At 72.4% G+C, this 24,899-nt stretch carries 27 protein-coding genes, 1 pseudogene and 1 riboswitch; of the genes and pseudogenes, 17 read left to right on the forward strand and 11 right to left on the reverse strand.

The window, feature by feature from the left end:
• Window positions 1-249: 249 nt before the first annotated feature.
• From ACZ46W_RS13310 to ACZ46W_RS13335, 6 genes are all read left to right on the forward strand, one after another.
• Window positions 250-1,017: a metallophosphoesterase family protein gene (locus tag ACZ46W_RS13310; RefSeq protein ID WP_468335947.1), complete on the forward strand. Its 768-nt coding sequence runs from the start codon at window positions 250-252 to the stop codon at window positions 1,015-1,017.
• Between the two features lie 64 nt (window positions 1,018-1,081).
• Window positions 1,082-1,534, forward strand: coding sequence for an SRPBCC family protein (locus ACZ46W_RS13315; protein WP_468335950.1), 453 nt, complete (start codon window positions 1,082-1,084; stop codon window positions 1,532-1,534).
• Between the two features lie 29 nt (window positions 1,535-1,563).
• On the forward strand, window positions 1,564-2,712 hold the full coding sequence (locus ACZ46W_RS13320; protein ID WP_468335953.1) for an ArsA family ATPase: 1,149 nt from the start codon (window positions 1,564-1,566) through the stop codon (window positions 2,710-2,712).
• Between the two features lie 49 nt (window positions 2,713-2,761).
• A complete protein-coding gene (locus ACZ46W_RS13325; RefSeq protein WP_468335956.1) occupies window positions 2,762-3,211 on the forward strand; it encodes a DUF5304 domain-containing protein in 450 nt (149 codons plus the stop codon).
• 50 nt (window positions 3,212-3,261) lie between these two features.
• On the forward strand, window positions 3,262-4,203 hold the full coding sequence (locus ACZ46W_RS13330; RefSeq protein ID WP_468335959.1) for an ROK family glucokinase: 942 nt from the start codon (window positions 3,262-3,264) through the stop codon (window positions 4,201-4,203).
• Window positions 4,204-4,274: 71 nt separating this feature from the next.
• On the forward strand, window positions 4,275-5,033 hold the full coding sequence (locus ACZ46W_RS13335; protein WP_468335962.1) for an endonuclease/exonuclease/phosphatase family protein: 759 nt from the start codon (window positions 4,275-4,277) through the stop codon (window positions 5,031-5,033).
• Between the two features lie 15 nt (window positions 5,034-5,048).
• Here ACZ46W_RS13335 and ACZ46W_RS13340 read toward each other — a convergent pair whose 3' ends face one another.
• Window positions 5,049-5,612, reverse strand: a complete 564-nt coding sequence (locus ACZ46W_RS13340; RefSeq protein ID WP_468335965.1) for a hypothetical protein — start codon at window positions 5,610-5,612, stop codon at window positions 5,049-5,051.
• The gene (locus tag ACZ46W_RS13345; RefSeq protein ID WP_468335968.1) at window positions 5,605-6,411 is read right to left on the reverse strand and encodes an alpha/beta hydrolase; all 807 of its coding nucleotides are present in this window, start codon (window positions 6,409-6,411) and stop codon (window positions 5,605-5,607) included. The genes ACZ46W_RS13340 and ACZ46W_RS13345 overlap by 8 nt, the downstream gene beginning before the upstream one ends.
• A 204-nt stretch (window positions 6,412-6,615) precedes the next feature.
• On the opposite strand from ACZ46W_RS13345, the gene ACZ46W_RS13350 reads away from it, so the two are divergent.
• From ACZ46W_RS13350 to ACZ46W_RS13365, 4 genes are all read left to right on the forward strand, one after another.
• A complete protein-coding gene (locus tag ACZ46W_RS13350; protein ID WP_366129581.1) occupies window positions 6,616-7,362 on the forward strand; it encodes a lysophospholipid acyltransferase family protein in 747 nt (248 codons plus the stop codon).
• Between the two features lie 46 nt (window positions 7,363-7,408).
• Window positions 7,409-8,641 (forward strand): MacS family sensor histidine kinase, encoded by a 1,233-nt coding sequence (gene macS / locus ACZ46W_RS13355; protein WP_468335971.1) that lies wholly within the window; start codon window positions 7,409-7,411, stop codon window positions 8,639-8,641.
• Window positions 8,638-9,312, forward strand: a complete 675-nt coding sequence (locus ACZ46W_RS13360; RefSeq protein ID WP_468335974.1) for a response regulator — start codon at window positions 8,638-8,640, stop codon at window positions 9,310-9,312. The genes macS and ACZ46W_RS13360 overlap by 4 nt, the downstream gene beginning before the upstream one ends.
• A 122-nt stretch (window positions 9,313-9,434) precedes the next feature.
• Entirely contained in the window at window positions 9,435-10,463 is a 1,029-nt protein-coding gene (locus tag ACZ46W_RS13365; RefSeq protein ID WP_468335977.1) for a 6-phosphofructokinase, read from the forward strand.
• Window positions 10,464-10,502: 39 nt separating this feature from the next.
• On the opposite strand, the gene ACZ46W_RS13370 is transcribed toward ACZ46W_RS13365, so the two are convergent.
• Together ACZ46W_RS13370 and ACZ46W_RS13375 are read right to left on the reverse strand one after the other, a co-directional pair.
• Window positions 10,503-12,389 carry an anthranilate synthase family protein gene (locus tag ACZ46W_RS13370; protein WP_468335980.1) on the reverse strand — a complete coding sequence of 629 codons (1,887 nt, stop codon included), beginning with the start codon at window positions 12,387-12,389 and terminating at the stop codon, window positions 10,503-10,505.
• 136 nt (window positions 12,390-12,525) lie between these two features.
• The gene (locus tag ACZ46W_RS13375; RefSeq protein ID WP_468335983.1) at window positions 12,526-12,636 is read right to left on the reverse strand and encodes a trp operon leader peptide; all 111 of its coding nucleotides are present in this window, start codon (window positions 12,634-12,636) and stop codon (window positions 12,526-12,528) included.
• 56 nt (window positions 12,637-12,692) lie between these two features.
• Between ACZ46W_RS13375 and ACZ46W_RS13380 the strand changes: the two genes are divergently transcribed.
• Both ACZ46W_RS13380 and ACZ46W_RS13385 read left to right on the forward strand, forming a co-directional pair.
• Window positions 12,693-14,039, forward strand: a complete 1,347-nt coding sequence (locus tag ACZ46W_RS13380) for a class II 3-deoxy-7-phosphoheptulonate synthase (protein ID WP_468336993.1) — start codon at window positions 12,693-12,695, stop codon at window positions 14,037-14,039.
• A 203-nt stretch (window positions 14,040-14,242) separates the two neighbouring features.
• Complete coding sequence (locus tag ACZ46W_RS13385) at window positions 14,243-14,530, forward strand: (2Fe-2S)-binding protein (RefSeq protein WP_468335986.1); 288 nt, start codon at window positions 14,243-14,245, stop codon at window positions 14,528-14,530.
• A gap of 31 nt (window positions 14,531-14,561) precedes the next feature.
• On the opposite strand, the gene bfr is transcribed toward ACZ46W_RS13385, so the two are convergent.
• Window positions 14,562-15,041 carry a bacterioferritin gene (gene bfr / locus ACZ46W_RS13390; protein ID WP_468335989.1) on the reverse strand — a complete coding sequence of 160 codons (480 nt, stop codon included), beginning with the start codon at window positions 15,039-15,041 and terminating at the stop codon, window positions 14,562-14,564.
• Between the two features lie 156 nt (window positions 15,042-15,197).
• Between bfr and ACZ46W_RS13395 the strand changes: the two genes are divergently transcribed.
• Window positions 15,198-15,830 (forward strand): sulfite oxidase-like oxidoreductase, encoded by a 633-nt coding sequence (locus tag ACZ46W_RS13395; RefSeq protein WP_468335991.1) that lies wholly within the window; start codon window positions 15,198-15,200, stop codon window positions 15,828-15,830.
• A gap of 23 nt (window positions 15,831-15,853) precedes the next feature.
• Here the strand turns inward: ACZ46W_RS13395 and ACZ46W_RS13400 are convergent, their stop codons facing one another.
• From ACZ46W_RS13400 to thiO, 6 genes are all read right to left on the reverse strand, one after another.
• The gene (locus tag ACZ46W_RS13400; RefSeq protein WP_468335994.1) at window positions 15,854-16,462 is read right to left on the reverse strand and encodes a DUF4396 domain-containing protein; all 609 of its coding nucleotides are present in this window, start codon (window positions 16,460-16,462) and stop codon (window positions 15,854-15,856) included.
• A gap of 74 nt (window positions 16,463-16,536) precedes the next feature.
• The gene (locus ACZ46W_RS13405; protein ID WP_468335997.1) at window positions 16,537-17,391 is read right to left on the reverse strand and encodes a deoxyribonuclease IV; all 855 of its coding nucleotides are present in this window, start codon (window positions 17,389-17,391) and stop codon (window positions 16,537-16,539) included.
• A 6-nt stretch (window positions 17,392-17,397) separates the two neighbouring features.
• Complete coding sequence (gene pknB, locus ACZ46W_RS13410; protein WP_468336000.1) at window positions 17,398-19,356, reverse strand: Stk1 family PASTA domain-containing Ser/Thr kinase; 1,959 nt, start codon at window positions 19,354-19,356, stop codon at window positions 17,398-17,400.
• Between the two features lie 244 nt (window positions 19,357-19,600).
• On the reverse strand, window positions 19,601-20,395 hold the full coding sequence (locus tag ACZ46W_RS13415; protein WP_468336003.1) for a thiazole synthase: 795 nt from the start codon (window positions 20,393-20,395) through the stop codon (window positions 19,601-19,603).
• Window positions 20,396-20,398: 3 nt separating this feature from the next.
• Window positions 20,399-20,599 carry a sulfur carrier protein ThiS gene (thiS, locus tag ACZ46W_RS13420; protein WP_366129129.1) on the reverse strand — a complete coding sequence of 67 codons (201 nt, stop codon included), beginning with the start codon at window positions 20,597-20,599 and terminating at the stop codon, window positions 20,399-20,401.
• Window positions 20,596-21,792: a glycine oxidase ThiO gene (gene thiO, locus ACZ46W_RS13425; protein ID WP_468336007.1), complete on the reverse strand. Its 1,197-nt coding sequence runs from the start codon at window positions 21,790-21,792 to the stop codon at window positions 20,596-20,598. The genes thiS and thiO overlap by 4 nt, the downstream gene beginning before the upstream one ends.
• Window positions 21,790-21,903, reverse strand: a riboswitch (TPP riboswitch). It overlaps the preceding gene by 3 nt.
• Before the next feature lie 50 nt (window positions 21,904-21,953).
• Between thiO and ACZ46W_RS13430 the strand changes: the two are divergent.
• The 4 genes and pseudogenes from ACZ46W_RS13430 to thiE form a co-directional block, all read left to right on the forward strand.
• A pseudogene (locus ACZ46W_RS13430) lies at window positions 21,954-22,292 on the forward strand (avidin-fold protein); the annotation flags it as partial.
• A 112-nt stretch (window positions 22,293-22,404) separates the two neighbouring features.
• Window positions 22,405-23,610 (forward strand): NAD(P)/FAD-dependent oxidoreductase, encoded by a 1,206-nt coding sequence (locus ACZ46W_RS13435; RefSeq protein WP_468336996.1) that lies wholly within the window; start codon window positions 22,405-22,407, stop codon window positions 23,608-23,610.
• Between the two features lie 61 nt (window positions 23,611-23,671).
• The gene (locus tag ACZ46W_RS13440) at window positions 23,672-24,037 is read left to right on the forward strand and encodes an Rv2175c family DNA-binding protein (protein WP_366129126.1); all 366 of its coding nucleotides are present in this window, start codon (window positions 23,672-23,674) and stop codon (window positions 24,035-24,037) included.
• A gap of 162 nt (window positions 24,038-24,199) precedes the next feature.
• Window positions 24,200-24,853, forward strand: coding sequence for a thiamine phosphate synthase (thiE, locus tag ACZ46W_RS13445; RefSeq protein WP_468336010.1), 654 nt, complete (start codon window positions 24,200-24,202; stop codon window positions 24,851-24,853).
• Window positions 24,854-24,899 lie beyond the last annotated feature (46 nt).

Consider the following 24,899-nt stretch of genomic DNA (forward strand, 5'->3'; position numbering starts at 1 on the left):
CTCCTCATCGGGCGCCGGCGCCACGGCTCTGTGTGATGCACCGGTTGCGGTCCAAGATCGGGCAGGTGCTCGGTGGGGGTGAGCACGACTGGACTGCCCGGACGTTACCCACCAGTACTCGGTTCCGGATAGGGGCGCTGGCCAGATGTTCGCTGCGTCACACGTAATTGGCGGTGCTTCGCGCACAGTAGTCCACACCTGTGACGACTCGGAAGTAACCGCAGGTCCGACCGCCTAAGGTGGGTTCCCATGCGAGTCCATGTGGTCAGTGACGTGCACGGGAACGCCGAGGGCCTGGCCACGGCGGGGGAGGGCGCCGACGCCCTGATATGCCTCGGTGACCTGGTGCTCTTCCTCGACTACCACGACCACGCCCGCGGGATCTTCCCCGACCTCTTCGGCGTCGAGAACGCGGACCGGATCGTGGAGCTGCGCACCGCCCGCCGCTTCGACGAGGCCCGGGAGTTCGGCCGCCGGCTGTGGGCCGAACTGGACATGGACCGCGAGACGGCCATCGAGTCGGCGGTGCGCCGCCAGTACGCCGCGATGTTCGCGGCCTTCCCGACGCCCACGTACGCCACGTACGGAAATGTCGACATCCCCGGCCTCTGGCACGAGTACGCCGGCCCCGGCACCACCGTCCTGGACGGCCAGCGCGTCGAGCTCGGCGGCCGCGTCTTCGGCTTCGTGGGCGGCGGGCTGCGGACCCCGATGCGAACCCCGTACGAGATCTCCGACGAGGAGTACGCGGCCAAGGTCGAGGCCCTGGGCGAGGTCGACGTGCTGTGCTCGCACATCCCCCCGGAGGTGCCGGAACTGACCTACGACACGGTGGCCCGGCGCTTCGAGCGCGGCAGCACGGCCCTGCTCGCGGCGATCCGGCGGACCAAGCCCCGGTACGCCCTGTTCGGCCACGTCCACCAGCCGCTGGTGCGGCGGATGAGGGTGGGCGCGACCGAGTGCGTGAACGTGGGACATTTCGCGGCGACCGGGAGGCCATGGGCCCTGGAATGGTGACGGCCGCCCACGCGATAGCCTTCACCCCACAGGAACCCGGTACCGCACTGGAGGAGCCACGGCGATGGCGGAACACACCAGCTCGAGCATTGAGATCGAGGCGGCACCGGCCGACGTCATGGGAGTGATCGCCGACTTCGCCCGCTACCCGGAGTGGACGGGCGAGGTGAAGGAGGCGGAGGTCCTGGAGAAGGACGCCGCCGGCCGCGCCGAGAAGGTCCGCCTGCTGCTGGACGCCGGCGCGATCAAGGACGACCACACCCTGGCGTACACCTGGACCGGCGAGAACGAGGTGAGCTGGACGCTGGTCAAGTCCCAGATGCTCCGCGCCCTGGACGGCTCCTACCGCCTGAGCCCGCTCGCCGGCGGCACCCGCACCGAGGTGACGTACCAGCTCACCGTCGACGTCAAGATCCCCATGCTGGGCATGATCAAGCGGAAGGCCGAGAAGGTCATCATCGACCGCGCGCTGGCCGGCCTGAAGAAGCGCGTGGAGTCCACCCCCGCCGCCTCCTGACACCGGTACGTCCCGGTAGCGTCTCGGGCATGCGAACCATCCTGGTCACCGGGCCCGGCGGCGCCGGGCGTACGACCGTCGCCGCCGCGACCGCCCTCGGCGGGGCCCGGCGCGGGCAGCGCGTCCTGTTCCTCACCGGTGACCCCGCCGTGCCCGACGGCTGGTTCGACGACTCGTCCGGCGACGGAGACGGCGACCGGCCGGTCGTGCGCCGCATCGACTCCGGCGCCCACTTCCGCGCCGAGATCCTCGCCTTCCAGGAGCGCGCCGCCACCGCCCTCGGGCTGCTCGGCGCCACTCCGCTCGCCGACGAGGAGCTCACCGAACTGCCCGGCAGCGACCGGTTCGCCCTGCTGCGCGCCCTCAGGGACGCCGCCGCCGGCGACTGGGACCTCGTCGTGGCCGACCTGCCGCCCGTCCCCGACGCCGTCGCCGTGCTCGCCCTGCCCGAGCAGCTCCGCCGCTACCTGCGCCGCCTGCTGCCGCCCGAGCGGCAGGCCGCCCGCGCGCTGCGCCCGATGCTGGCCCAGCTCGCCGGCGTACCGATGCCCGCCGAGTGGCTGTACGAGACCGCCGCCCGCTGGGACACCGAACTCGCCGCCGTCCAGGCCATGATCGACGACCCGGAGACCACCGTCCGGCTGGTCGCCGAGCCCGGCCCGGCCGCCGCCGGCGCCCTGCGCGCCGCCCGCGCGGGCCTGGCCCTGCACCGCATCGCCCTGGACCCGGTCGTCGCCAACCGGATGCTGCCCACCGAGTCCCCCGACCCCTGGCTGTCCGGCCTGGCCGCCCAGCAGCAGACGCACGTCAAGGCGCTGGGCGACCAGGTGCACGAGCTGCCGCACCTCGGCCGCGACCCGCGCACCGCCGACGACCTCGCCCTGCTGGAGCCGCCCGCCGCCCCCGCCGCGGCCCCCGCACCGGACTGGACCGTCGAGGACCGGCGCGACCCCGACGGCGTCCTGGTCTGGCGCATCCCGCTGCCCGGCGCGGCCAAGCCCGACCTCGGCCTCGTGCGGCGCGGCGACGAACTGGTGCTCACGGTCGGGCCGTTCCGCCGCGTCGTCCCGCTGCCGTCCGCGCTGCGCCGCTGCACCGTCTCCGGGGCGGGCCTCGCGGACGGGGTGCTGAGCGTCCGCTTCACACCCGACCCGGATTTGTGGCCCCGCACGCGGTAACGTCGGGAGTATTCGGGAGTTTCACGCCACGCCGCCGCAGGAGTACGCCATGAGCGATGCCACCCAGCATCCCGACGCCGACGCGTGGGACGCCGACGCCTGGGCCAAGGCCTGCGCCGAGGACCTGGCGGCCGAGAGGGCGCGCCGCCGCGGCACCGAGAGCCCGCCGCCCGGGGCCGCCGCCGAGGAGCTGCGCAAGCTCGTCGACGCGGTCGCCGACAAGGTCGCCTCCCTGCGCACCCCGCTGCTCGGCACCGGCGCCCAGAGTGCCGTACAGCAGTTCGTCAGCCAGGCGAAGGCCGCCGTCGAGCCGGTGATCGAGCGCAACCCGCAGGTCTTCGACCACCTCGCGGCCGCCGGCCAGGAACTGCTGGCCGCCTACCGCTCCGCCGTCGAGGGCCAGGAGCGCCGCTGGACCCGGGGACCGGACACCCCGCCCCCGGGCCGGAAGGAGGACGACGGCGGCCCCGGCCCGACCGAGCACATCGACCTGGACTGACACCGGGTACGGTTGGCCGTAGCGGGGCTCGACCGAAAACTGAGGGACACATGGGACTCACCATCGGCGTCGACATCGGCGGCACGAAGATCGCGGCCGGAGTGGTCGACGAAGAGGGCACGATCCTCGACACCCACAAGGTGCCCACCCCGCCGACCGCCGAAGGCATCGTCGACGCGATCTGCGCCGCCGTCTCCGAGGCCGGCAAGGGTCATGACATCGAGGCCGTCGGCATCGGTGCCGCCGGGTACGTCGACGACAAGCGCGCCACGGTCCTCTTCGCGCCGAACATCCACTGGCGGCACGAGCCGCTGAAGGACAAGGTCGAACAGCGCGTCGGCCTGCCGGTGGTCGTGGAGAACGACGCGAACGCCGCCGCCTGGGGCGAGTACAAGTTCGGTGCCGGCAAGGGCCACGAGGACGTCATCTGCATCACCCTCGGCACCGGCCTCGGCGGCGGCATCATCATCGGCAACAAGCTGCGCCGCGGCCGCTTCGGCGTGGCCGCCGAGTTCGGCCACATCCGGGTCGTCCCCGACGGCCTGCTGTGCGGCTGCGGCAGCCAGGGCTGCTGGGAGCAGTACGCGTCGGGGCGCGCCCTCGTGCGGTACGCCAAGCAGCGCGCCGCCGCCACCCCGGAGAACGCCACGATCCTGCTGGGCCTCGGGGACGGCACCCCCGAGGGCATCCAGGGCAAGCACATCAGCGACGCCGCCCGTCAGGGCTGCCCGGTCGCGGTGGACTCCTTCCGGGAGCTGGCCCGCTGGGCCGGCGCGGGCCTGGCCGACCTGGCCTCGCTGTTCGACCCCTCGGCGTTCATCGTGGGCGGCGGCGTCTCGGACGAGGGTGAGCTGGTCCTGGAGCCGATCCGCAAGTCGTTCCGCCGCTGGCTGGTGGGCGGCCAGTACCGCCCGCACGCCCAGGTCCTCGCGGCCCGGCTCGGCGGCAAGGCCGGCCTGGTCGGCGCGGCGGACCTGGCCCGACAGGGCTGACCTCACGCTCGTACGGCGGTGCCCGCCGCGTCCTCACCCGGATGCGGCGGGCACCGTCATATCGTGCTCGTATGCCGATCACCGAACTGCCCAACTCGCGCACCGAGCCGGACGGTTCGGCCGTGATCCGGGTGCTCAGCTACAACATCCGCTCCATGCGGGACGACGAGGACGCCCTGGCGCGCGTGATCCGGGCCTGCGCGCCCGACCTCGTCCTGATCCAGGAGGCGCCCCGCTTCTTCCGCTGGCGCAAGCACGCCGCCAGGCTCGCCGCGAAGAGCGAGCTGCTGGTGCTGAGCGGGGGCGCGACCGCGAGCGGGCCGCTGCTGCTGTGCTCGCTGCGGGCGACCGTCGAGCGCACGGACGACGTGCTGCTGCCGCTCACGCCCGGCCTGCACCGGCGGGGCTTCGCGACGGCGGTCGTACGGATCGGGGGCGCCCGCCTCGGCCTGCTGAGCTGCCACCTGAGCCTCCAGGCCCGGGAGCGCTACGCCCAGGCCGGGATGCTCCTGGACCGGCTGGCCGCCCTCGACGTACCGCACGCCATCGCGGCCGGCGACATCAACGAGCGGCCCGACGGGCGCTCGTTCCGGCGCCTTGCGGGCGAGCTCCAGGACTGCTGGGCCGTACGGCCCTGGGGCGGCGAGTACACCTCGACCCCCGGTGACCCGCACCAGCGGATCGACGCGATCTTCGCCACCAAGGGGATCGAGGTGCTCGGCTGCGGCGTCCCGGGCCCCCGTGACCTGCCGGGCCTCACCGACGCCGACCTGAGGGCCGCCACGGACCATTTGCCGGTGCTGGCGGCCCTGCGGGTGCCGGCGGTCTGACGGCGCCCGGTGGGATCAGACCACCGCGCCGCGGCCCGGGTCGTCGTCGTCCTCGTCGTCGCCGCTGCGCATCCGGGCCACCAGGGTGGCGAAGCCGCCCAGGAAGCCGCCGATGCACAGGGTCGTGAGCCACCAGGTCATGTCCCAGCGCAGTATCACCGCGAGGAGCATCAGCACCGGGCCGCCGACGACCCCCAGCCAGGCGAACTTGGCGGTCGCGTCGGCCTCCGGCAGCGGCGGTGGCTCCGGCGGGACGAAGTGGCCCTCGTCGGTCTCGTCGAGGTCGTCGTCCTTCGCCTCGGCGACCTCGTAGTCGCGCGGGCCGCCCATGCCGACGCCCGGGGCGAACACCACCGAGCTGCCGAGCGGCTTGTCCGGCTTGCCGGTCTCCGCCGATCGGCCCTCCGGTACGTCGTTGACGTCGTCCTCCAGCAGGGCGAGGTCCTCGATCGACTTGAACGGCTTGGCGCCCGGAGGATCGGCCGGCTCCTCGCCGTACCCGGCGACGATCGCCGCCCAGGCCGCCTCCTCGTCGAACGGCTGCTCGTCCCGCTTGTCCGAGTCGTGCTGTTCAGCCACCGGTCGTGCTCCCTCCCCGGGCCTCCGGCATGGGGGACCCCATCGTGCCCGCAGTCGGAGCGAGCCGGCCGACGAACGCGTAACTCTCCTCGAAGATCCGCTCCGCGTCGTGGTCCAACGTCGCCACGTGGTAGCTCTGTTCCAGCAGGATCTCCTTGACGTCGGTGGAGGAGATCCGGCTGAGGATCCGCGCCGAGTCGGCGGGCGGCACGACATGGTCCTGAGGGCTGTGCAGCAGCAGCACCGGCTGGGTGACCTGCGGCAGCTCGCGGTCCACGATCCGGAAGAACTGCCGCAGCGAGTGCGCGGCGTGCAGCGGCACCCGGTCGTAGCCGAGCTCCGCCACGCCCTCCTTGGCGATGTCGCTCACGATGCCGGGCTGCGACGGAATGAGGTGGCGCACGACGGGCAGCGCGTGGGCGGCGAGCCCGTGCACCTTGTTCGCCGGGTTCACCAGGGCGATGCCCCGCACGGCGTCGCCGTGCTTGGCGGCGAGCCGCAGCGTCAGCGCGCCGCCCATGGAGAGGCCGAAGACGAAGACCTGCCGGCACTGCTCCAGCAGCGTGCGCAGCTCGCGGTCCACCTCGGCGTACCAGTCCTGCCAGCCGGTGACCTGCATGTCCTGCCAGCGCGTGCCGTGGCCGGGCAGCAGCGGCAGCGACACGGTCAGGCCGCGCCCGGCCAGATATTCGGCCCAGGGACGCAGCGACTGCGGCGAACCGGTGAAGCCGTGACAGAGCAGCACGCCGACCTCTCCGCCCTCGTGGCGGTACGGCTCGGCTCCAGGGAGGACCGGCACCGGGGTCTCCTGTTCGGGGGTTCGATGGGTCTCGGGAAGGTGTACTTCACCGTACGCGACCGGGCTGACACCGACCAGATCCGTCACCGCCCCCGCATGGGCGCGAGGCAGCCCGTGCGCGGGCGTGGGCGGGAGCGAGGGCCCCGCTCGGGTTAAGGTCTGATCGACGGAACACAGGAGGCACTCGAGTTGATCTACGGCGCAATGAAGTTCTCCATCGGGGGGTCGCTGAAGCTTGCTTTCAGGCCCTGGGTGGAGGGCCTCGAGAACATTCCCGCCGAGGGGCCGGCGATCCTCGCGAGCAACCACCTGTCGTTCTCCGACTCGTTCTTCCTGCCGGCGGTCCTGGACCGCAAGGTGACCTTCATCGCCAAGGCGGAGTACTTCACCTCGCCCGGTGTGAAGGGCAAGCTCACCGCCGCGTTCTTCAAGGGCGTCGGCCAGTTGCCCGTGGACCGCTCGGGTGCGCGCGGCGCGGGCGAGGCCGCGATCAGGAGCGGTATCGAGGTCATCGAGCGCGGTGAGCTGTTCGGCATCTACCCGGAGGGCACCCGTTCGCCGGACGGCCGGCTCTACCGGGGCAAGCCGGGTGGCCTCGCGCGCGTGGCGCTGGCCACCGGCGCGCCCGTCATCCCGGTCGCCATGATCGACACCGAGAAGATCCAGCCGCCCGGCAAGGTCATCCCCAAGCTGATGCGGCCGGGCATCCGGATCGGCAAGCCCCTGGACTTCAGCCGCTACAAGGGCATGGACGGCGACCGCTTCATCCTCCGCTCGGTCACCGACGAGGTGATGTACGAGATCATGAAGCTCTCCGGCCAGGAGTACGTCGACATCTACGCGACGGCGGCCAAGCGGCAGATCGCCGACGCGGAGAAGGCCGCCAAGGAGGCGGCGAAGGAAGCCGCCAAGGAAGCGGCGAAGGCCGAGCGCGAGCAGTCGGGCGCGTAACCGCGGTCCGGCGCGTGCCCGCGCCGTCCGTCCAGGGGTGGGGAAGTTGGCCAAACGCGAGCGCGTCGTCCGCATGTCCGTCGAGCAGCCGCTGTGGCGGGCGCTGACCGCCTACCGCGTCCTGACCATGGCGTACGCGGTGCTCCTGTTCGTCTTCACCCGGGACAAGTTCGAGCGCCCCTGGGTGGCCGTCGGCTTCCTCGCCGTGATGTGCGTCTGGACGCTGGCCACGCTCCCGAAGGTGGCCGGCGCGACGAGCTGCACCAAGCGCTTCCTCGTCACCGACCTGACCATCGCCCTCACCGGCATCCTGCTCACCCCCCTGGCCGACGCGCACGCCCAGTCGGTCGACGGCCCGACGCTGCCGAGCATCTGGACGGCCGGCTCGGTCCTCGCGTACGCCATCAAGGGCGGCTGGCGCTGGGCGGGGTTCGCCTCCTCCCTGGTCGCCGTCGCCAACATCGTCGAGCGCGGTCACCCCAGCCGGGACACCCTGCACAACGTGCTGCTGGTGTGGGTGGCCTCCATAGCGATCGGTTACGTCGTCGAGGTCGCCCGCGCCTCCGAGCGGACCCTCGCGCGGGCCCTGGAGATCGAGGCCGCCACCCGCGAGCGGGAGCGGCTGGCCCGCGACATCCACGACTCGGTCCTCCAGGTGCTGGCCATGGTCCAGCGCCGGGGCACGGCCCTGGGCGGCGAGGCCGCCGAGCTGGGCCGGATGGCGGGCGAGCAGGAGGTCGCGCTGCGCACCCTGGTCGCGGGCGGCCTGACCCGTACCTCGCGCGTCTCGGAGGACGAGTCCCTGGGCGCCGTGGTGCGCGAGGTGGACGAACCCGATGAAACCGACGAAACCGGCGACGGTGGACCGGCCGACCTGCGCACCCTGCTCGCCCCGCACGCCGGAGCCCGGGTCACCTTCTCGGAACCGGGCGCTCCGGTGCTGCTGCCGCCCGCCGCCGCGAAGGAGCTCGCGGCCGCTGTCAGTGCCGCCCTGGACAATGTCCACAGACACGCGGGTGATGGTGCCCGCGCCTGGATCCTGGTCGAGGACTGGCCGGACGAGGTGATCGTGACGGTACGGGACGACGGCCCGGGCATCCCGGAGGGGCGGCTCGCGCAGGCGGAGGGCGAGGGGCGGCTCGGCGTCGCGCAGTCCATCCGGGGCAGGCTCCGGGACCTGGGCGGCACCGCCGAGCTGGTCTCGGTGCCGGGGCAGGGCACAGAAGTCGAATTGAAGGTTCCGAAGGCAAGGGCCTCGCGGGGGAAGGCAGGACGATGAGCGAGCAGCAGCAGATCAAGGTGATGGTGGTCGACGACCACCCGATGTGGCGGGACGCCGTCGCCCGGGACCTGGCCGAGGCCGGGTTCGACGTGGTGGCCACGGCCGGCGACGGCGAGCAGGCCGTGCGCCGCGCCCAGGCCACCGGTCCGGACGTGCTGGTCCTCGACCTGAACCTGCCCGCCAAGCCGGGCGTCCAGGTCTGCAAGGAGCTGGTCGGGGCCAACCCCGCGCTGCGGGTGCTGGTGCTCTCCGCGAGCGGCGAGCACGCCGACGTCCTGGAGGCGGTGAAGTCCGGCGCGACCGGGTACCTGCTGAAGTCGGCCAGCACCGCCGAGCTGCTCGACGCCGTGCGCCGCACGGCCGTCGGCGACCCGGTCTTCACGCCGGGCCTGGCCGGCCTGGTCCTCGGCGAGTACCGCCGCCTGGCCTCGGAGCCGCTGCCCGCCGCCGGCACGGACGAGCCGAAGGCCCCCCAGCTCACCGACCGCGAGACCGAGGTGCTGCGGCTGGTCGCCAAGGGGCTGAGCTACAAGCAGATCGCCGAGCGCCTGGTCATCTCCCACCGCACCGTCCAGAACCACGTCCAGAACACGCTCGGCAAGCTCCAGCTCCACAACAGGGTCGAGCTGGTGCGGTACGCGATAGAGCGCGGCCTCGACGACGCGTAGCGCGTAACTCTCCTACGCCCGCCCGGAATTCACCGTTCGTACCGTCCCGGAGTGACGTACGTCACCATTAGCGTGACCCGCGTACGTCTCCATCGTCCCCGTGACGGCGAAGGGAATGATCCATGCGGGTCGGAGTACTGACCGGAGGCGGCGACTGCCCCGGTCTCAACGCGGTCATCCGCGCCATCGTCCGCAAGGGCGTCCAGGAGTACGGCTACGCCTTCACCGGCTTCCGCGACGGCTGGCGCGGCCCCCTGGAGGGCGACACCGTACGGCTCGACATCCCGGCCGTGCGCGGCATCCTGCCGCGCGGCGGCACCATCCTCGGCTCCTCGCGCACCAATCCCCTCACGGCGGCGGACGGTGTCCGCCGCATCAAGGACACCCTCGCCAAGCACGACGTGGAAGCGCTGATCACGATCGGCGGCGAGGACACCCTGGGCGTCGCCGCCCGCCTGAGCGGCGAGTACGGCATCCCGTGCGTCGGCGTACCGAAGACCATCGACAACGACCTGTCCGCCACCGACTACACCTTCGGCTTCGACACGGCCGTCGGCATCGCGACGGAGGCCATCGACCGTCTCCACACCACCGCCGAGTCCCACATGCGCGTGCTGGTGGTGGAGGTGATGGGCCGTCACGCCGGCTGGATAGCCCTGCACTCCGGCCTGGCCGGCGGCGCCAACGTGATCCTCATTCCCGAGCAGCGCTTCGACGTGGAGCAGGTCTGCTCCTGGGTGACCTCCCGCTTCCGGGCGTCGTACGCGCCGATCGTCGTCGTCGCCGAGGGCGCCATGCCCAAGGACGGCGACATGGTCCTCAAGGACGGGACGCTGGACTCCTTCGGCCACGTCCGGCTCTCGGGGGTCGGCGAGTGGCTCGCCAAGGAGATCGAGAAACGGACCGGGAAGGAGGCGCGCACCACCGTCCTCGGCCACGTCCAGCGCGGCGGCACACCGAGCGCCTTCGACCGCTGGCTGGCCACCCGGTTCGGGCTGCACGCCATCGACGCCGTCCGGGACGGCGACTTCGGCACCATGGTCGCCCTGCGCGGCACGGACATCGTCCGCGTACCGATCGGTGAGGCGACCGCGAAGCTGAAGACGGTGGACCCCGGGCTGTACGAGGAGGTCGGCGTCTTCTTCGGCTGACGGTTCCGTGGCGGGGGCGGACGTCGGGCGGCGGTGGCCTCACCTCCGGCTGACGTCCAGCGCCCGCACCAGGTCCCGCACGATCGACGCGCCCCGCAGCGTCAGTACCGACTCCGGGTGGAACTGCACGCCCGCGAAGCCCGGCCCGCGCAGCGCGTGCACCTCGTCGGTCACCGGGTCACGGCTCACCTCCACGCCGTGCGCCGCCAGCTCGGCCGCCGCCTCCCGGTCGCACCGGGCGGTGAAGCTGTTGTAGAACCCGACGGTCTCCTCCGTACCGAACAGGTCGATCCGCACCTGTGCGCCCTGGAAGGGCACCGCCTTGCGCACGAGGTCCAGGCCCAGCTCGGCCGCGATCAGCTCATGGCCGAGGCACACGCCCAGCAGCCCGTGCCGGTGGCCGCGCACGAGTCCGGCGGCCAGCGCCCGCAGGGAGCGCATCTTCGGGTCGGCCAGGTCGCCGGGGTCGCCCGGCCCGGGACCCAGCACCACCGGGCCCTCGTGCGCCAGCGCCGCCTCCCGCAGCCCCGGCTCGTCGAACCGGCGGACGGTGACCTCCAGACCCGAGGAGCGCAGCAGGTGCGCGAGCATCGCGGTGAACGTGTCCTCCCCGTCCACCACCAGGGCGTGCCCGGCCGGCTCGGCGCTCGGCTCCTGCATCCGCAGCCAGAACGGCGCCAGGTCCGCCCGCCGCGCGTCCAGGGCCGCCCGGACGCGCGGATCGTCCGCGAGCCGGGGCCGTACGGACTCCTCGCGCGGCCGCCCGGGGCGTACCCCCAGCGCCGCCAGCACCCCCGCCGCCTTCGCGTGCGTCTCGGCGACCTCGCCCGCCGGGTCCGAGTGCCGCACCAGCGTGGCGCCGACCGGGACGCGCAGCTCGCCGTCGGCCGCGATGTCGGCGGTACGGATCAGGATCGGCGAGTCCAGGGTCTGCGCCCCGCCCGCGTCCGTACCGAGCAGCGCCAGCGCCCCCGCGTAGTAGCCGCGCCCGGCCCCGTCCCGCCCGAGGGGCTCATGGCGCTCGATGACCCGGCAGGCGTTCTGCACCGGCGACCCGGTGACCGTCGCCGCGAACATCGTCTCGCGCAGCACATCCCTCACGTCCAGCGACGAGCGCCCGCGCAGCTCGTACTCGGTGTGCGCGAGGTGCGCCATCTCCTTCAGCCGCGGCCCGACGACCACCCCGCCCATGTCGCCGACCGTGCACATCATCTTCAGCTCCTCGTCCACGACCATGGAGAGCTCCTCGGTCTCCTTGCGGTCGGCGAGGAAGGACAGCAGGTCCTCGGCGGTGGGCCCGGCGGCGGGGTAGCGGTACGTGCCGCTGATCGGGTTCATCACGACCGTCCCGCCCGACATCCGCACGTGCACCTCGGGGCTGGCCCCGACCAGGGTGCGGTTCCCGGTGTGCACGACGAAGGTCCAGTACGCGCCCCGCTCCCCGTCCAGCAGCCGCCGGAACAGCGCCAGCGCGTCCCGCCGCCCGAACCCGGGGATACGGCCCCGGTACGTGCGGCGGATGACGAAGTTCGCCCCCTCGCCGCGCCCGATCTCGTCCTCGATCACCCGGCGGACCGTCCGCGCGTACTCCTCGTCGGACACGTCGAAGGCACCCGCCTCGACGTTCACGTCGTGCGCGGGAAGCCGCTCCAGGGCGGTGGCGAGCGGGAGCTCGTACGCCTCGTCGGCGACCAGCACGGACAGCGGCGTGCCGTCGTCCCGTACGTCGAAGCCCCGCTCGCGCAGTTGCCGGAACGGCACCAGGGCCAGGGTGGGCCGGTCACCGACGGGGATGTCCGCGAGGTGCTCCGCCTCGTGCACGGCACCGATCAGCACCTCGACCGTGTCGTGATCGCGGCCCGGGGTGCGGCGGCGCAGCAGGGCGAAGGGCGGGCAGGAGTCGTCGAGCAGTCGGGAGAGGTCCACGGGCTGTTCCTTCCAGTCGGATGGATCCGGGTGGATCCGGATGGATCCGGGTGGATCCGGATGGAGAGGAACGGCCCGTACGAAACGAAGAAGGCCGCCCCTCGGGCGGCCTTCGCGTGTGTCGGTGTACGCGCAGTCAGTGGGCCGCCGGATGAGCGGTCCACCACCAGTTCTGGGTCGAAAGCGCGAACATGGGCCGCACCCTACCGCACGGAACCGGGAGAGCCATCAAGATTCGTTGTCTCATCAGGTGAGCGCCTAAATGGACGAATGGGAAGACCCCGTAAGGTTGTGCACGTGACCGTGAACGCTAAGTCCACCGCAACCGGTGGCAACACCTGGCGAGACCTGCCCGCGGCGCAGCAGCCCGAGTACCCCGATGCCGAGGCTCTGCGCGATGTGATCGCGGACCTCGAGTCGTATCCGCCGCTCGTCTTCGCGGGCGAGTGCGATCTGCTGCGCGCCCGGATGGGAGCCGTCGCCAGGGGCGAGGCGTTCCTGCTCCAGGGCGGCGACTGCGCCGAGGCCTTCGACGCCGTGTCGGCCGACCACATCCGTAACAAGCTCAAGACCCTGCTCCAGATGGGCGCCGTGCTGACGTACGCCGCCTCCGTGCCCGTCGTGAAGGTGGGCCGGATCGCGGGCCAGTACTCCAAGCCGCGCTCCAAGCCGACCGAGACCCGCGACGGGGTGACGCTGCCGACGTACCGGGGCGACTCCGTCAACGGCTTCGAGTTCACCGAGGAGGCCCGGGTCCCGGACCCGGAGCGGCTGAAGCGCATGTACCAGGCGTCCGCCTCGACGCTGAACCTGGTGCGCGCCTTCACCACCGGTGGTTACGCCGACCTCCGCCAGGTGCACGCCTGGAACCAGGACTTCGTGAAGTCCTCGCCGTCGGGCCAGCGCTACGAGCAGCTCGCGCGCGAGATCGACAACGCGCTGAACTTCATGAAGGCCTGCGGCACCGACCCGGCAGAGTTCCGCACGGTGGAGTTCTACGCCTCCCACGAGGCGCTGCTGCTCGACTACGAGTCGGCGCTGACCCGCGTCGACTCCCGGACGGGGCAGCTCTACGACACCTCGGGCCACATGGTGTGGATCGGCGAGCGCACCCGCCAGCTCGACGGGGCGCACATCGAGTTCGCGTCGAGGATCCGCAACCCGATCGGCATCAAGCTGGGCCCGACGACCACGGTCGACGAGGCGCTGACGTACGTCGACCGTCTCGACCCGGAGCGGGAGCCGGGCCGGCTGACCTTCATCGTCCGCATGGGCGCCGACAAGGTCCGCGACAAGCTCCCCGAGCTGGTCGAGAAGGTCACCGCGTCCGGTGCCACCGTGGCCTGGGTGACCGACCCGATGCACGGCAACACCTTCGAGGCGGCCTCCGGCCACAAGACGCGCCGTTTCGACGACGTGCTCGACGAGGTCAAGGGCTTCTTCGAGGTCCACAAGGAGCTGGGTACGCACCCGGGCGGCATCCACGTGGAGCTGACCGGTGACGACGTCACCGAGTGCGTGGGCGGCGGCGACGAGATCTTCGTCGACGACCTGCACCAGCGCTACGAGACGGCCTGCGACCCGCGGCTCAACCGCAGCCAGTCGCTGGACCTGGCGTTCCTGGTCGCGGAGATGTACCGGGACCAGTGATCTTGGTCGACTGTGATCTTGGTCGACTCTGTTCTTGGCGTGAAATCGCCTTGACGTGCCGATGGGGCGCGGATCCGTGTGATCCGCGCCCCATCGCCGTTTGCCGGGCTTTTGCACGCCGGGGGCTGCGGGTAAGGTTAGGTTAGCCTCACCGATCAAGGGCGGGGTCTCCAGCCACAGATCCCGTCGAGCCCCGCAGGGAGGTGAACCGCGTGTACGTCTGCTCGTGCTTCGGTGTCACCGAGAAGCAGGTCAAGGAACACGCGGACGCCGGTGCCTGCACCCCTCGCCAGATAGCGTCGGCGTGCAAGGCCGGCACGGACTGCGGCTCCTGCGTACGCCGCATACAGGCGATCCTCGGCCGTGGGAACTGCCCCCGGCGTGAGCTGGTGGACCAGGGGAAGCCCGCGCTCATGGCCGACGGAGCCGTGGACTCCCTCGTCGCCGACGGAGCCGTGGACGCCGTCGTCGAGCTCCCCGAAGCCGCTTAGGCCCCGCCGGACGCCGTCGGGCTCGCGCCACCTAGCTGTCCGGCTGCTCGATGAGCTGGGCCAGGTAGAGCGCCTCACCGAGCTTGTTGACGAGGTCGATCTGCGTGTCGAGGTAGTCGATGTGGTGCTCCTCGTCCGCCAGGATCGACTCGAAGATGTTCGCCGACGTGATGTCGCCCTTGCTCCGCATGACCTCGATGCCCCGCCTGAGCCGGTCGATCGCCTCGACCTCGACCTGCCGGTCCGCCTGGAACATCTCCATCACGGTCTGGCCGATGCGGACGTGGAAGAGCCGCTGGTAGTTCGGCAGGCCCTCCAGGAAGAGGATCCGGTCGGTCAGCACCTCGGCGTGCTTCATCTCGTCGAACGACTCCGCACGGGTGTATTTCGCGAGCTTCGTCCACCCGAAGTTCTCCTGCATCTTCGCGTGCAGGAAGTACTGGTTGATCGCCGTGAGCTCGGCGGTGAGCTGCTCGTTGAGGAACTCGATGACCTCGGGGTCGCCCTGCATCGCAGAGGCTCCTTCCGCGCGTGTGAACGGGTCAGATGCCGCGCATCCTCGCACCGCTGATCCAGGCCGTCCAGTAAGTGCACGCTTAGTAGGAGTTGCCCGAATCGGCCTCGTCGCTGGTCATGACCACCCCTCCCGGTCTGTCACCATTGAGACATGGGTCAGCCAGGGAGCGGGGAACACCGGGCAGCAGGGGAGTCCGAGCTTCCACCGGGGCAGCGGCTTCAGCGCGGCTGGCCGGTAACCCACTACGGGCCGGTCCCCAAGTTCAAGCCGGACCGCTGGGAGTTCAGGGTCTTCGGCGCCACGGCTGGCGGCGACAAGCACACCTGGAACCACGAGGAGTTCTCGGCGCTGCCCTTCTCGACGGTGGTGGCCGACCTGCACTGCGTCACGAAGTACAGCATGCTGGGGGCCGAATGGGGTGGGGTCCCCGCCCGTACGATCCTCGAACTCGCGCCGCCGGCCGCCGCCGTCACGCATGTGATGGTGTGGGCGGAGTACGGATTCAGTGCGAACATGCGGCTCTCCGACTTCGCTTCGGACCGAACGATTTTCGCCACCCACAAGGACGGTGAGCTGCTCACCGCCGAACACGGGTTCCCGCTGCGGCTCATCGTGCCGCACCTGTACGCCTGGAAGGGGCCCAAGTGGGTCCGGGGCGTGGAGTACATGACCGCCGATCGCCGCGGCTTCTGGGAGGAGCGCGGCTATCACAACATCGGCGACCCGTGGACGGAGCAGCGGTACTCGTACCAGGAGGAGCCGGGGGACGGCCCGGAGCTCTGATACCCCCTGGCGGTACCCCGTGCTCAGTGGTGGTACTGGTGCACCACCGCGTGGCCCTTGCCGCGGCCGATCATCCACTTGTTGACGGGTGTGGTGATGACGAAGGCGGCGAAGAGGGCGAAGGCGAGGACGCCCCAGAAGAACCCGTCGGTGAGGTGCGCGTCCATCGCGCCGGGCCATAGGGCCAGTACGCCGTTGTCGATCAGCTCCATGACGGCGATGGACAGCGTGTCGGCGGCGAGGGCCACCCGGAAGGCGGTCCTGAAGTCCACGCCGGCCTTGAGGATGCCGCGCAGGGTGAGCGCGTAACCGAAGAAGAAGGCCAGGGTGATGGCGAGGGCCATCGTGGGCAGGGTGCTCCAGCCCAGGGCCGTGCCGATGACCATGCCCAGGACCTCGCCGATGGCGCAGCCGGTGAGGCAGTGGAGGGTGGCCTGGGCGGCCATGGACCAGCTCACCTTGCCGGTGCCGTGCTGGTGGTGCTGGTGGTTGTTCTCTGCGGCTTGGTGGCCCTGGTGGCCGTGGTCGTCTCGGTGCTGGTGGTCACGGTGCTCGTGGTGTTCGTGCTCGCCGTGCTCGTGGTGTCCGTGGTGCTCGCGCTCGCCGTGCTGGGTGTGAGTTCCGTGCTGCATGAGAGCCCCCAAGGTCATGTGGCGGTAGCGGTTCCTGCCGACAGCAAGAACCGTATACCCCCCTGGGGTATTCCTCAACCGTCTCGCAGCTTCTTCAGGCGCTCGATGTCCGCGGCGTGTCCCTCCTTGCCGCCGGGAGTCTCGATGACCAGCGGAACGCCGTCGGTGGCCGGGTGGCGCATCAGCTCACGGAACGGGTCCTCGCCGATGTGACCCGCGCCGATGTTCGCGTGACGGTCCTTGTGCGCGCCCACCACGTCCTTGGAGTCGTTGGCGTGGATCAGCTTCAGCCGGCCCTCGCCGACCGTGTCGACCAGCAGGTCAAGGGTCTGGCGTACGCCGTGCTCGCCGGTCAGGTCGTGCCCGGCCGCGAAGATGTGGCAGGTGTCCAGGCAGATACCCAGCTTGGGGTGGGCGTCGAGCGCCTCGAAGTACGGGCCGAAGTCCCAGGTGCGGGAGCAGAGCGAGGCGCCCTGACCGGCCGTCGACTCCAACAGCAGGAACGGGTCGTCGTCGTGCGTGAGCTCGTCCAGCAGCGGCAGCATGTGCGTGCGCACCTGCGCCAGGGCCTCGTGCCGGGGGCGGCCGCCGGTCGCCGAACCGGTGTGCACGACCACGCCGAGCGCGCCGATGTCCCGGGCGCGGCGCAGCGAGTGGCGCAGGGAGGCCACGGAGAACTCGACGGTCGCCTCGGTGTGGGAGCCGAAGTTGATCAAGTAGGGGGCGTGCACGTACGCGGGTATGCCGCCGATGGCGCACTCCTCGCGGAACAGCTCGTCCTGGACCGGGTTTCCGGCGGGCGTGGCCCAGCCGCGCGGGTTGGCGACGAAGACCTGGACGGTCTCGGCGCCGATCTCGCGGGCGTAGGTGAGGCCGGTCTTGGCGAGGCCGCCGGCCACGGGGACATGGCCGCCGACGGGGTTCCTCATGTGCTTCTACAGTCCCTTGGTCTTGATGGTGATGGTGCTGCCCTCCGGCGCCTGCTCGCCGCCGCTGACGGACTGGCTGTCCACGGTGTCCCCGAGGAAGGGGAAGCCCTTCTCGACCTTCACCGTGAAGCCGGCGCCCTCCAGCTCCCGCTTGGCGTCGTCGACGTTCTTCCCGGTGACGTCCGGGACGTCGACCATGCGCGGGCCCTTGGAGACGGTGAGGGTGATCGTGTCGCCCTTGGCGGCCTGGCTGCCCTGGGAGAGGGACTGGGCGGCCACGCTTCCCGCCGCCTCGGTGGAGTGGACCCGCGCGGGGGCGACCTTCACGGTGAGCCCGGCCTCCTCCAGTGTCCGGCTGGCGTCCTCCACGGTGTCCCCGGTGACGTCCGGGACGTCGATCGGGGCGCCCTTGCTGACGACCAGGGCGACCGCCGAGTCGGGGCTGCGCTCGGTGCCCGCCTCCGGGTCGGAGCTGATGACCGTGGACTGCTCGAACTCCTGGCTGAACGCCCGGGTGATCACACCCGGGGCGAGACCGGCCTTGGTGAGCTCCCGCTTGGCGTCGGCGAGCGCCAGGCCCTTGAGGTTCGGCACCTTCACGATCCTGGGGCCGCGCGAGACGGTGAGGGTCACCGAGCCGTTGCCCCGGATGCGCTCGCCCGGCGCGGGGTCGGCGGCCATGACGGTGCCCCGCTTGTAGGCGTTGCTGTAGTCCCGCTTGACGTCCTTGACGTCCAGCCCGGCGTCGGCGAGCCGCTTCTCGGCCTCCGCCTGGGTCTGCCCGAGCACGGTGGGGACCCGGGTGAACTGCCCCGAGTTGATGTACCAGACCCCCGCGCCCACGCCGAGGACCAGCAGGACGGCGACGACGGCGGCGAGCACGCCACGACGGGCGTTGCCGAAGGGGGCGCGGGCGGGGCGGTGGCGCTCCGGCTCGGGCCCGGGCCGCGGGGGCATGACGAGCCGGCTGGTGCGCTGGACACCGTCCTGCTCGCCGGGCAGGGCCCGCGCGATCACGCTGGTGGGGTCCTCGGAGCCGCCGGCCCCGGCGTCGGCCCCGGCCTCGACGCCGGTCCCGCCGTCGGTACGGGCCTGCGGCGGGATCAGGTCGAGCTGGTCGTCGCCGAGCGCGGCGCGGGCCTCGCGGGCCTGCGCGAGGAGCGCCACCGCGTCGTGCGGGCGCACCTCGGGGTTGCGGGCGGTGGCGCTCGCCACCAGCTCGTCCAGCTCGACCGAGAGGCCGGGCACGGCGGCGGAGGGCGGCGGGACGTCCGCGTTCAGATGCTGGTAGAGGACCTGGGCGGGCGTGTCGCCCGCGTGCGGCTTGGCACCGGTCAGCATCTCGTACAGGACGACACCGCACGCGTACACGTCCGCGCGGGTGTCGGCGGTGCCGTGCTCGATCTGCTCGGGCGCCAGGTACGACACGGTGCCGAGGACGGAGCCGGTGGTGTTGGTGGCCGCGCCGACGGCCCGGACGAGCCCGAAGTCGGCGACCTTGACCCGGCCGTCGTCCCCTATCAGGACGTTCTCCGGCTTCATGTCCCGGTGGACGAACCCGGCCCGGTGCGCGGCGCCCAGCGCGGCGAGCACCGGCTCCAGGATGTCGAGCGCCGCCCGGGGCTGGAGCGCGCCGCGCTCGCGCAGCACGTCCCGGAGGGTGCACCCGGCGACGTACTCCATCGCCAGGTAGACGTACGCCCCGTCGGCGCCCTGGTCGAAGACGCCGACCACATTGGGGTGCGAGAGGCGCGCCACGGACTTGGCCTCGCGGATGAACCGCTCCACGAACGTCGCGTCGGTCGCGAGGGCGGGATGCATCACCTTGAGGGCGAGCACCCGGTCGAGCCGGGTGTCGACGGCCCGGTAGACGGTGGCCATGCCACCGACGGCGATGCGCGCGTCGACCCGGTAACGGCCGTCGAGGAGCTGGCCGACGAGGGGGTCGTGCAGGGTCGTATCCACCCGCCCGAGTCTACGAGCCCCCACCGACACCCCCACCGCCCCGTACCTGCCACGGCCTGGACTGAAGCCGACCTGTGACACCCGCCGGGGGCGCAGCCCGCCAGCCCCCGGCCACGCCGGCCGCCGCCGGGGGCGCAGCCGGCAGCCCCGGCCGGGCCGGGCCGCGCCCGCCCCGGAGCCGTGGGCACCGGCAGCTCCGCCGACGCCCGCACCGCGCCTGGCCGCGCCCGGCCCGGTGCGGGCGCTAGAACGCCGGTCGCTCCGGGTCCAGGGCCGCGCGGCCCTCGACCGGGGAGGAGGCCTCGGCGAAGTGGCGGCGGGGAATCCGTCCCGCCCGGTACGCCAGGCGGCCCGCCTCGACGGCGTGCCGCATCGCCTCCGCCATGAGGACCGGCTCCTGGGCCCGGGTCACCGCCGAGGCCAGCATCACGGCCGCGCAGCCCAGCTCCATGGCCAGCGCCGCGTCGGACGCCGTACCGGCGCCGGCGTCGAGGATCACCGGCACGCGTGCGTGCTCCACGATGAGCTGGAAGTTGTGCGGGTTGCGGATGCCGAGCCCCGACCCGATGGGCGAGCCCAGCGGCATGATGGCCGCGCAGCCCACGTCCTCCAGCTTGCGCGCCAGCACCGGGTCGTCGTTGGTGTACGGCAGGACGGTGAAGCCGTCGTCGACCAGCGTCTCGGCCGCGTCGAGCAGCTCGATCGGGTCGGGCAGCAGGGTCCGCTCGTCCGCGACGACCTCCAGCTTGATCCACTCCGTGCCGAGCGCCTCCCGCGCGAGGCGGGCCGTCAGCACGGCCTCGCCCGCGGTGAAGCAGCCCGCCGTGTTCGGCAGGACCCGGATGCCGAGCTTGTCGAGGACGGACAGCACCGAGCCCTGCACGGTCGGGTCGAGGCGGCGCATCGCCACGGTCGTCAGCTCCGTGCCGCTGGCGGCCAGGGAGCGTTCCAGTACGTCGAGGCTGGGCGCCCCGCCGGTGCCCATGATCAGCCGGGAGTCGAACGTGGTCCCGGCGATGGTCAGACGGTCGTCGGCCATGGCTCAGCCCCCCTGGACCGCGGTGAGGACCTCGACCCGGTCGCCGTCGCCGAGGAGCGTCCCCGGCCACTGGCTGCGCGGGACGACGGTCTCGTTGACGGCGGCGGCGACCCCGGACGGCGCGGTGGTGAGGGTGGCGACCAGGGCGTCGAGGGTGGTGGGGCCGGCGAGCTGTCGCGCCTCGCCGTTCACGGAGACGTTCATGACACTCCTACGGTGACGGTGGAGGTGGCGGGGGAGACCGCGGCGGAGGCGGCGGGGGAGAAGCGGGCCGGGGTGAAGGCGCGAGCCTCCTCCGGGAGCTCCCCGGTGGTCAGCACGGTGGCCATCACGTCGCCGGTGACGGGCGTCAGCAGCACCCCGTTGCGGTAGTGCCCCGTCGCCAGGTGCAGCCCGGGCAGTGCGGTCGGCCCCAGCAGCGGCGCGTTGTCCGGGGAGCCGGGCCGCAGGCCCGCGCGGGTCTCGGTCAGGGGCAGCTCCGTGATGCCGGGCACCAGCTCGTGCGCGTCACGCAGCAGCTCGTACACCCCGCCCGCCGTGACCGTGGTGTCCCAGCCCAGCTCCTCGCTCGTCGCGCCCACCACCAGCTCGCCGTTCTCGCGCGGCACCAGGTACACATGGCTGCCGCGCACGACCGCCCGTACCGTACGGCTCAGGAACGGCGCGTACGCGGACGGCACCGACAGCCGTAGCACCTGCCCCTTGACGGGCCGTACCGGCGGCAGCACCTCGTCCGGTACGCCGCCGAGCCGGCCGCTCAGACTGCCGGCGGCCAGCACCACCTGGTCGGCGGCCCGCTCGGTGCCATCGCTCAGGAGCACCCCCGCCGCCCGGTCCCGCAGGACCACCAGCCGCTCCGCCCAGGCGCGGTGGACCACCACGCCCGCCCGCTCGCACGCGGCCAGCAGAGCGGCGGCGAGCCGCCGCGGGTCGACCTGGTGGTCGCCGTCCACCCGCAGTCCGCCGCGCACACCCGGCGCCAGCATGGGCTCCAGGCGGCGGCATTCGCGGCCGGTCAGCCACTCCGACTCCAGGCCCGAGCGGTGCTGGAGCGCGTGCAGCTCCCGCAGGTGGGCGCGGTCGTCGGCGTCCAGGGCGACGGCGAGCGTGCCGCGCGCGCGGTAGCCGACGTCCACGCCGCCGGCGGCCTGCTGGAGTTCGGTGACGAAGTCCGGGTAGCGGCGCGCCGACTCCAGATTGAGCCCGAGGAGCGTCTCCTCGCCGTAGTGGAGTTCGGTGACCGCGGCGAGCATGCCCGCGGCGACCTGCGCGGCCCCGCCGCCCGGCCCCGGGTCGACCACGGCGACCCGCAGACCGCGCTGCGCCGCCCGCCAGGCCGTGACCAGGCCGATGATTCCGCCCCCGACGACGAGGACGTCTGACGTACGTGGATGCATGGGCGTCCAGCCCCTCCCTTCGCCGGCATGACCCGGATCAGGTTCGTACGGTCGGAGGCCGTCCCAGCCTCCCTCTCAGCCCGGTGCGTCCGGGCTCCCGCGAGTGCTCTACGGTGGCCAGACTAACCCCACCCCGCAACCGGCTGTAAGGGAGCTTCACCGTGGCGCGGTCGCTCGACGGGCTGGTCCTCGCCCCTGTGGCGGACCAGGCTCCCGGTCAGGTCGGTACGGCGACCCGGTTCACGTACCACGAGGGGGACGGGTGCGTCTGGGCCGAGTACGCGGGCGGGGACGTGGTGCGCGGCCACCTCGTCGGGACGCGTGAGGGAGATCGTCTCGACTTTCGGTATGTCCAGCTCAAGCGCGACGGCCGGACGGCGTCGGGTCACTGCGTCGCCACGGTCGTGGAACTTGACGACGGGCGCGTTCGGCTGGAGGAGACCTGGGAATGGGAGTCGCAGGAGGGCAGTGGTACCAGCGTGGTGGAAGAGCTTCCGTCTTCCGTCCTTCCGTCTTCCGCCCCTCCGTCTTCCGGCCTTCCGTCCCGGTCTCTCCCGCCGGTCTCTTCTTGACGATGTGTCAGGTGCATAAGGTGGACGGGTGAACGAGCGGATGGAAGCAGAGCGGCGCGTCGTCATCGTCGGCGCCGGGATGGCGGGTGTGCAGACGGCGGTGGCGCTGCGCGAGCAGGGCTTCACCGGTCCCGTGCTGCTGATCGGCGCGGAGCCCCACCAGCCTTACGACCGGCCTCCGTTGTCCAAGGCGGTGCTCCTGGGGACGGCGGAGGGATCGGCCTTCGACGTGGACTTCGAGTCGCTCGGCATCGAACTGCGCCTGGGCGTCGAGGTCACCGCCCTGCGCCCGGACGCGCACGAGGTGGACACCGAGGCGGGGCCGGTCCCGTACGACGTCCTCGTCGTCGCCACCGGCGCCCAGCCCATCGCGCTGCCCGGTTCCGAGGGCGTCCGCGGGGTCCACCTGCTGCGCACCCTCGACGACGCCGAGCGGCTGCGCCCGGTCCTGACCGAGAAGCACGACGTGGTGGTCGTCGGGGCCGGCTGGATCGGCGCCGAGTTCGCGACGGCCGCCCGGGAGGCGGGCTGCGCGGTCACCGTCGTCGAGGCCGCCGGCCGGCCGCTGGCCGGCTCGCTGCCCGCCGAGGTCGCCGCCCCGATGGCCGAGTGGTACGAGGAGAGCGGCGCCAAACTCCTGACGCACGCGCGCGTGGCGCACCTCGAACCGGGCGAGGTCGCCCTGGAGGACGGGCGCCTGCTGCCCGCCGGGGCCGTGGTCGTCGGCATCGGCGCCCGGCCGGCCACCGCCTGGCTGGCCGGCTCGGGTATCGCGCTCGGCCCGGAGGGCGCCATCACCGCCGACGACCACCTGCGCACGTCCGCGCCCGACGTGTACGCCGTGGGCGACTGTGCGTCCTTCCCCTCCGCCCGCTACGGCGAGCGGCTGATGGTGCACCACTGGGACAACGCCCTCCAGGGGCCGCGCACGGTGGCCGCCGACATCGTCGGCGAGGCCCCCCGGGCGTACGACCCGGTGCCGTACTTCTGGTCCGAGCAGTTCGGGCGGTTCGTGCAGTACGCCGGTCATCACCCGGCCGCCGACACGATGGTGTGGCGGGGCGACCCGGCCGGTGCCGCCTGGTCCGTGGCGTGGCTGCGGCAGGACGCCCTGGTCGCGCTGCTGGCCGTCGGCCGCCCCCGCGACCTGGCCCAGGGGCGCAAGCTCATCGAGTCCGGCACGCCGCTCGACCCGGGGCTCGTCGCCGACCCCTCCGTACCGCTGAAGTCGGCCGCTCGGGCGTAGCGGGGGCCGGTCCGGCGTAGCCCGGCTACCGACTGTCAGTGCGGGATGGCACGCTAGTGCCGTGACCGAGATTGACGCAAAGATCGATGCTCTCGTCCCCGCCTGGCTCCACCTGCCCGACATCGCGGAAATGCTCGATGTCGAGGTGACGCGCGTGCGGCAGTTGGTCAAGGAGGGCCAGCTCATCGCCGTGCGCCGTGGTGAGAACCGGACGCTCCAGGTCCCTGCCGCCTTCATCAAGGACGGCAAGGTGGTCAAGGGTCTCGCCGGGACCCTGACGCTCCTGAAGGACGACGGCTTCACCGACGAAGAGATGCTCGAGTGGCTCTTCACCCCCGACCCGAGCCTGCCGGGCACGCCCGCGCAGGCGCTCAGCGAGAATCGCGGCACGGAGGTGAAGCGCCGCGCCCAGGCGCTCGCCGTCTGACGTCCTGGTAAGCGCCGCGACGTCCCGGCAAGCGCCCGGCGGCGTCCTGGTAGGCGCCCGGCGGCCGACGCCGGGCGGAACACCGACACACCAGGCGGTGTACGGGCCGGGGAGCCCAGCCTCTGGCCCGTACACCGCCGCACCAACCGGGGGGAACACCTCATGTCCACCGCACGCGCCGCCCAGCTCGCCGACGCCCGGCTCTACCTCTGCACGGACGCCCGCAAGCGCCAGGGCGACCTGCCCGCGTTCCTCGACGCCGTGCTGGCCTCGGGTGTGGACATCGTGCAGTTGCGTGACAAGGGCATGGAGGCGGGCGAGGAGCTGGAGCACTTGGCCGTGTTCGCCGACGCCTGCCGCCGGCACGGCAAGCTGCTGGCGGTGAACGACCGGGCGGACGTCGCGCACGCCATCGGCGCCGACGTGCTGCACCTGGGCCAGGGCGACCTGCCCGTTCCGGCCGCCCGCGTCATCCTGGGCGACGAGGTGCTGGTGGGCCGCTCCACGCACGCGGAGGCCGAGGTGGACGCGGCGGTCGCCGAGCCGGGCGTCGACTACTTCTGCACGGGCCCGTGCTGGCCGACGCCCACCAAGCCGGGGCGGTACGCGCCGGGGCTCGGCCTCGTGCGGTACGCGGCGTCGCTGGACCAGGACCGCCCGTGGTTCGCGATCGGCGGCATCGACGCGGGCAACCTGGACGAGGTGCTGGACGCCGGCGCCAACCGGATCGTCGTCGTCCGGGCGATCACCGAGGCGGACGACCCGGCGGCGGCCACGGCGGCGCTGGCCAAGCGGGTCCGCGAGCGCACGGCGTAGCGGGCGCTCCGCGTAGGCGCCGCGCCCGGGTCACCGTGTCCACGAT

Source organism: Streptomyces sp. NPDC031064, from assembly GCF_055570965.1.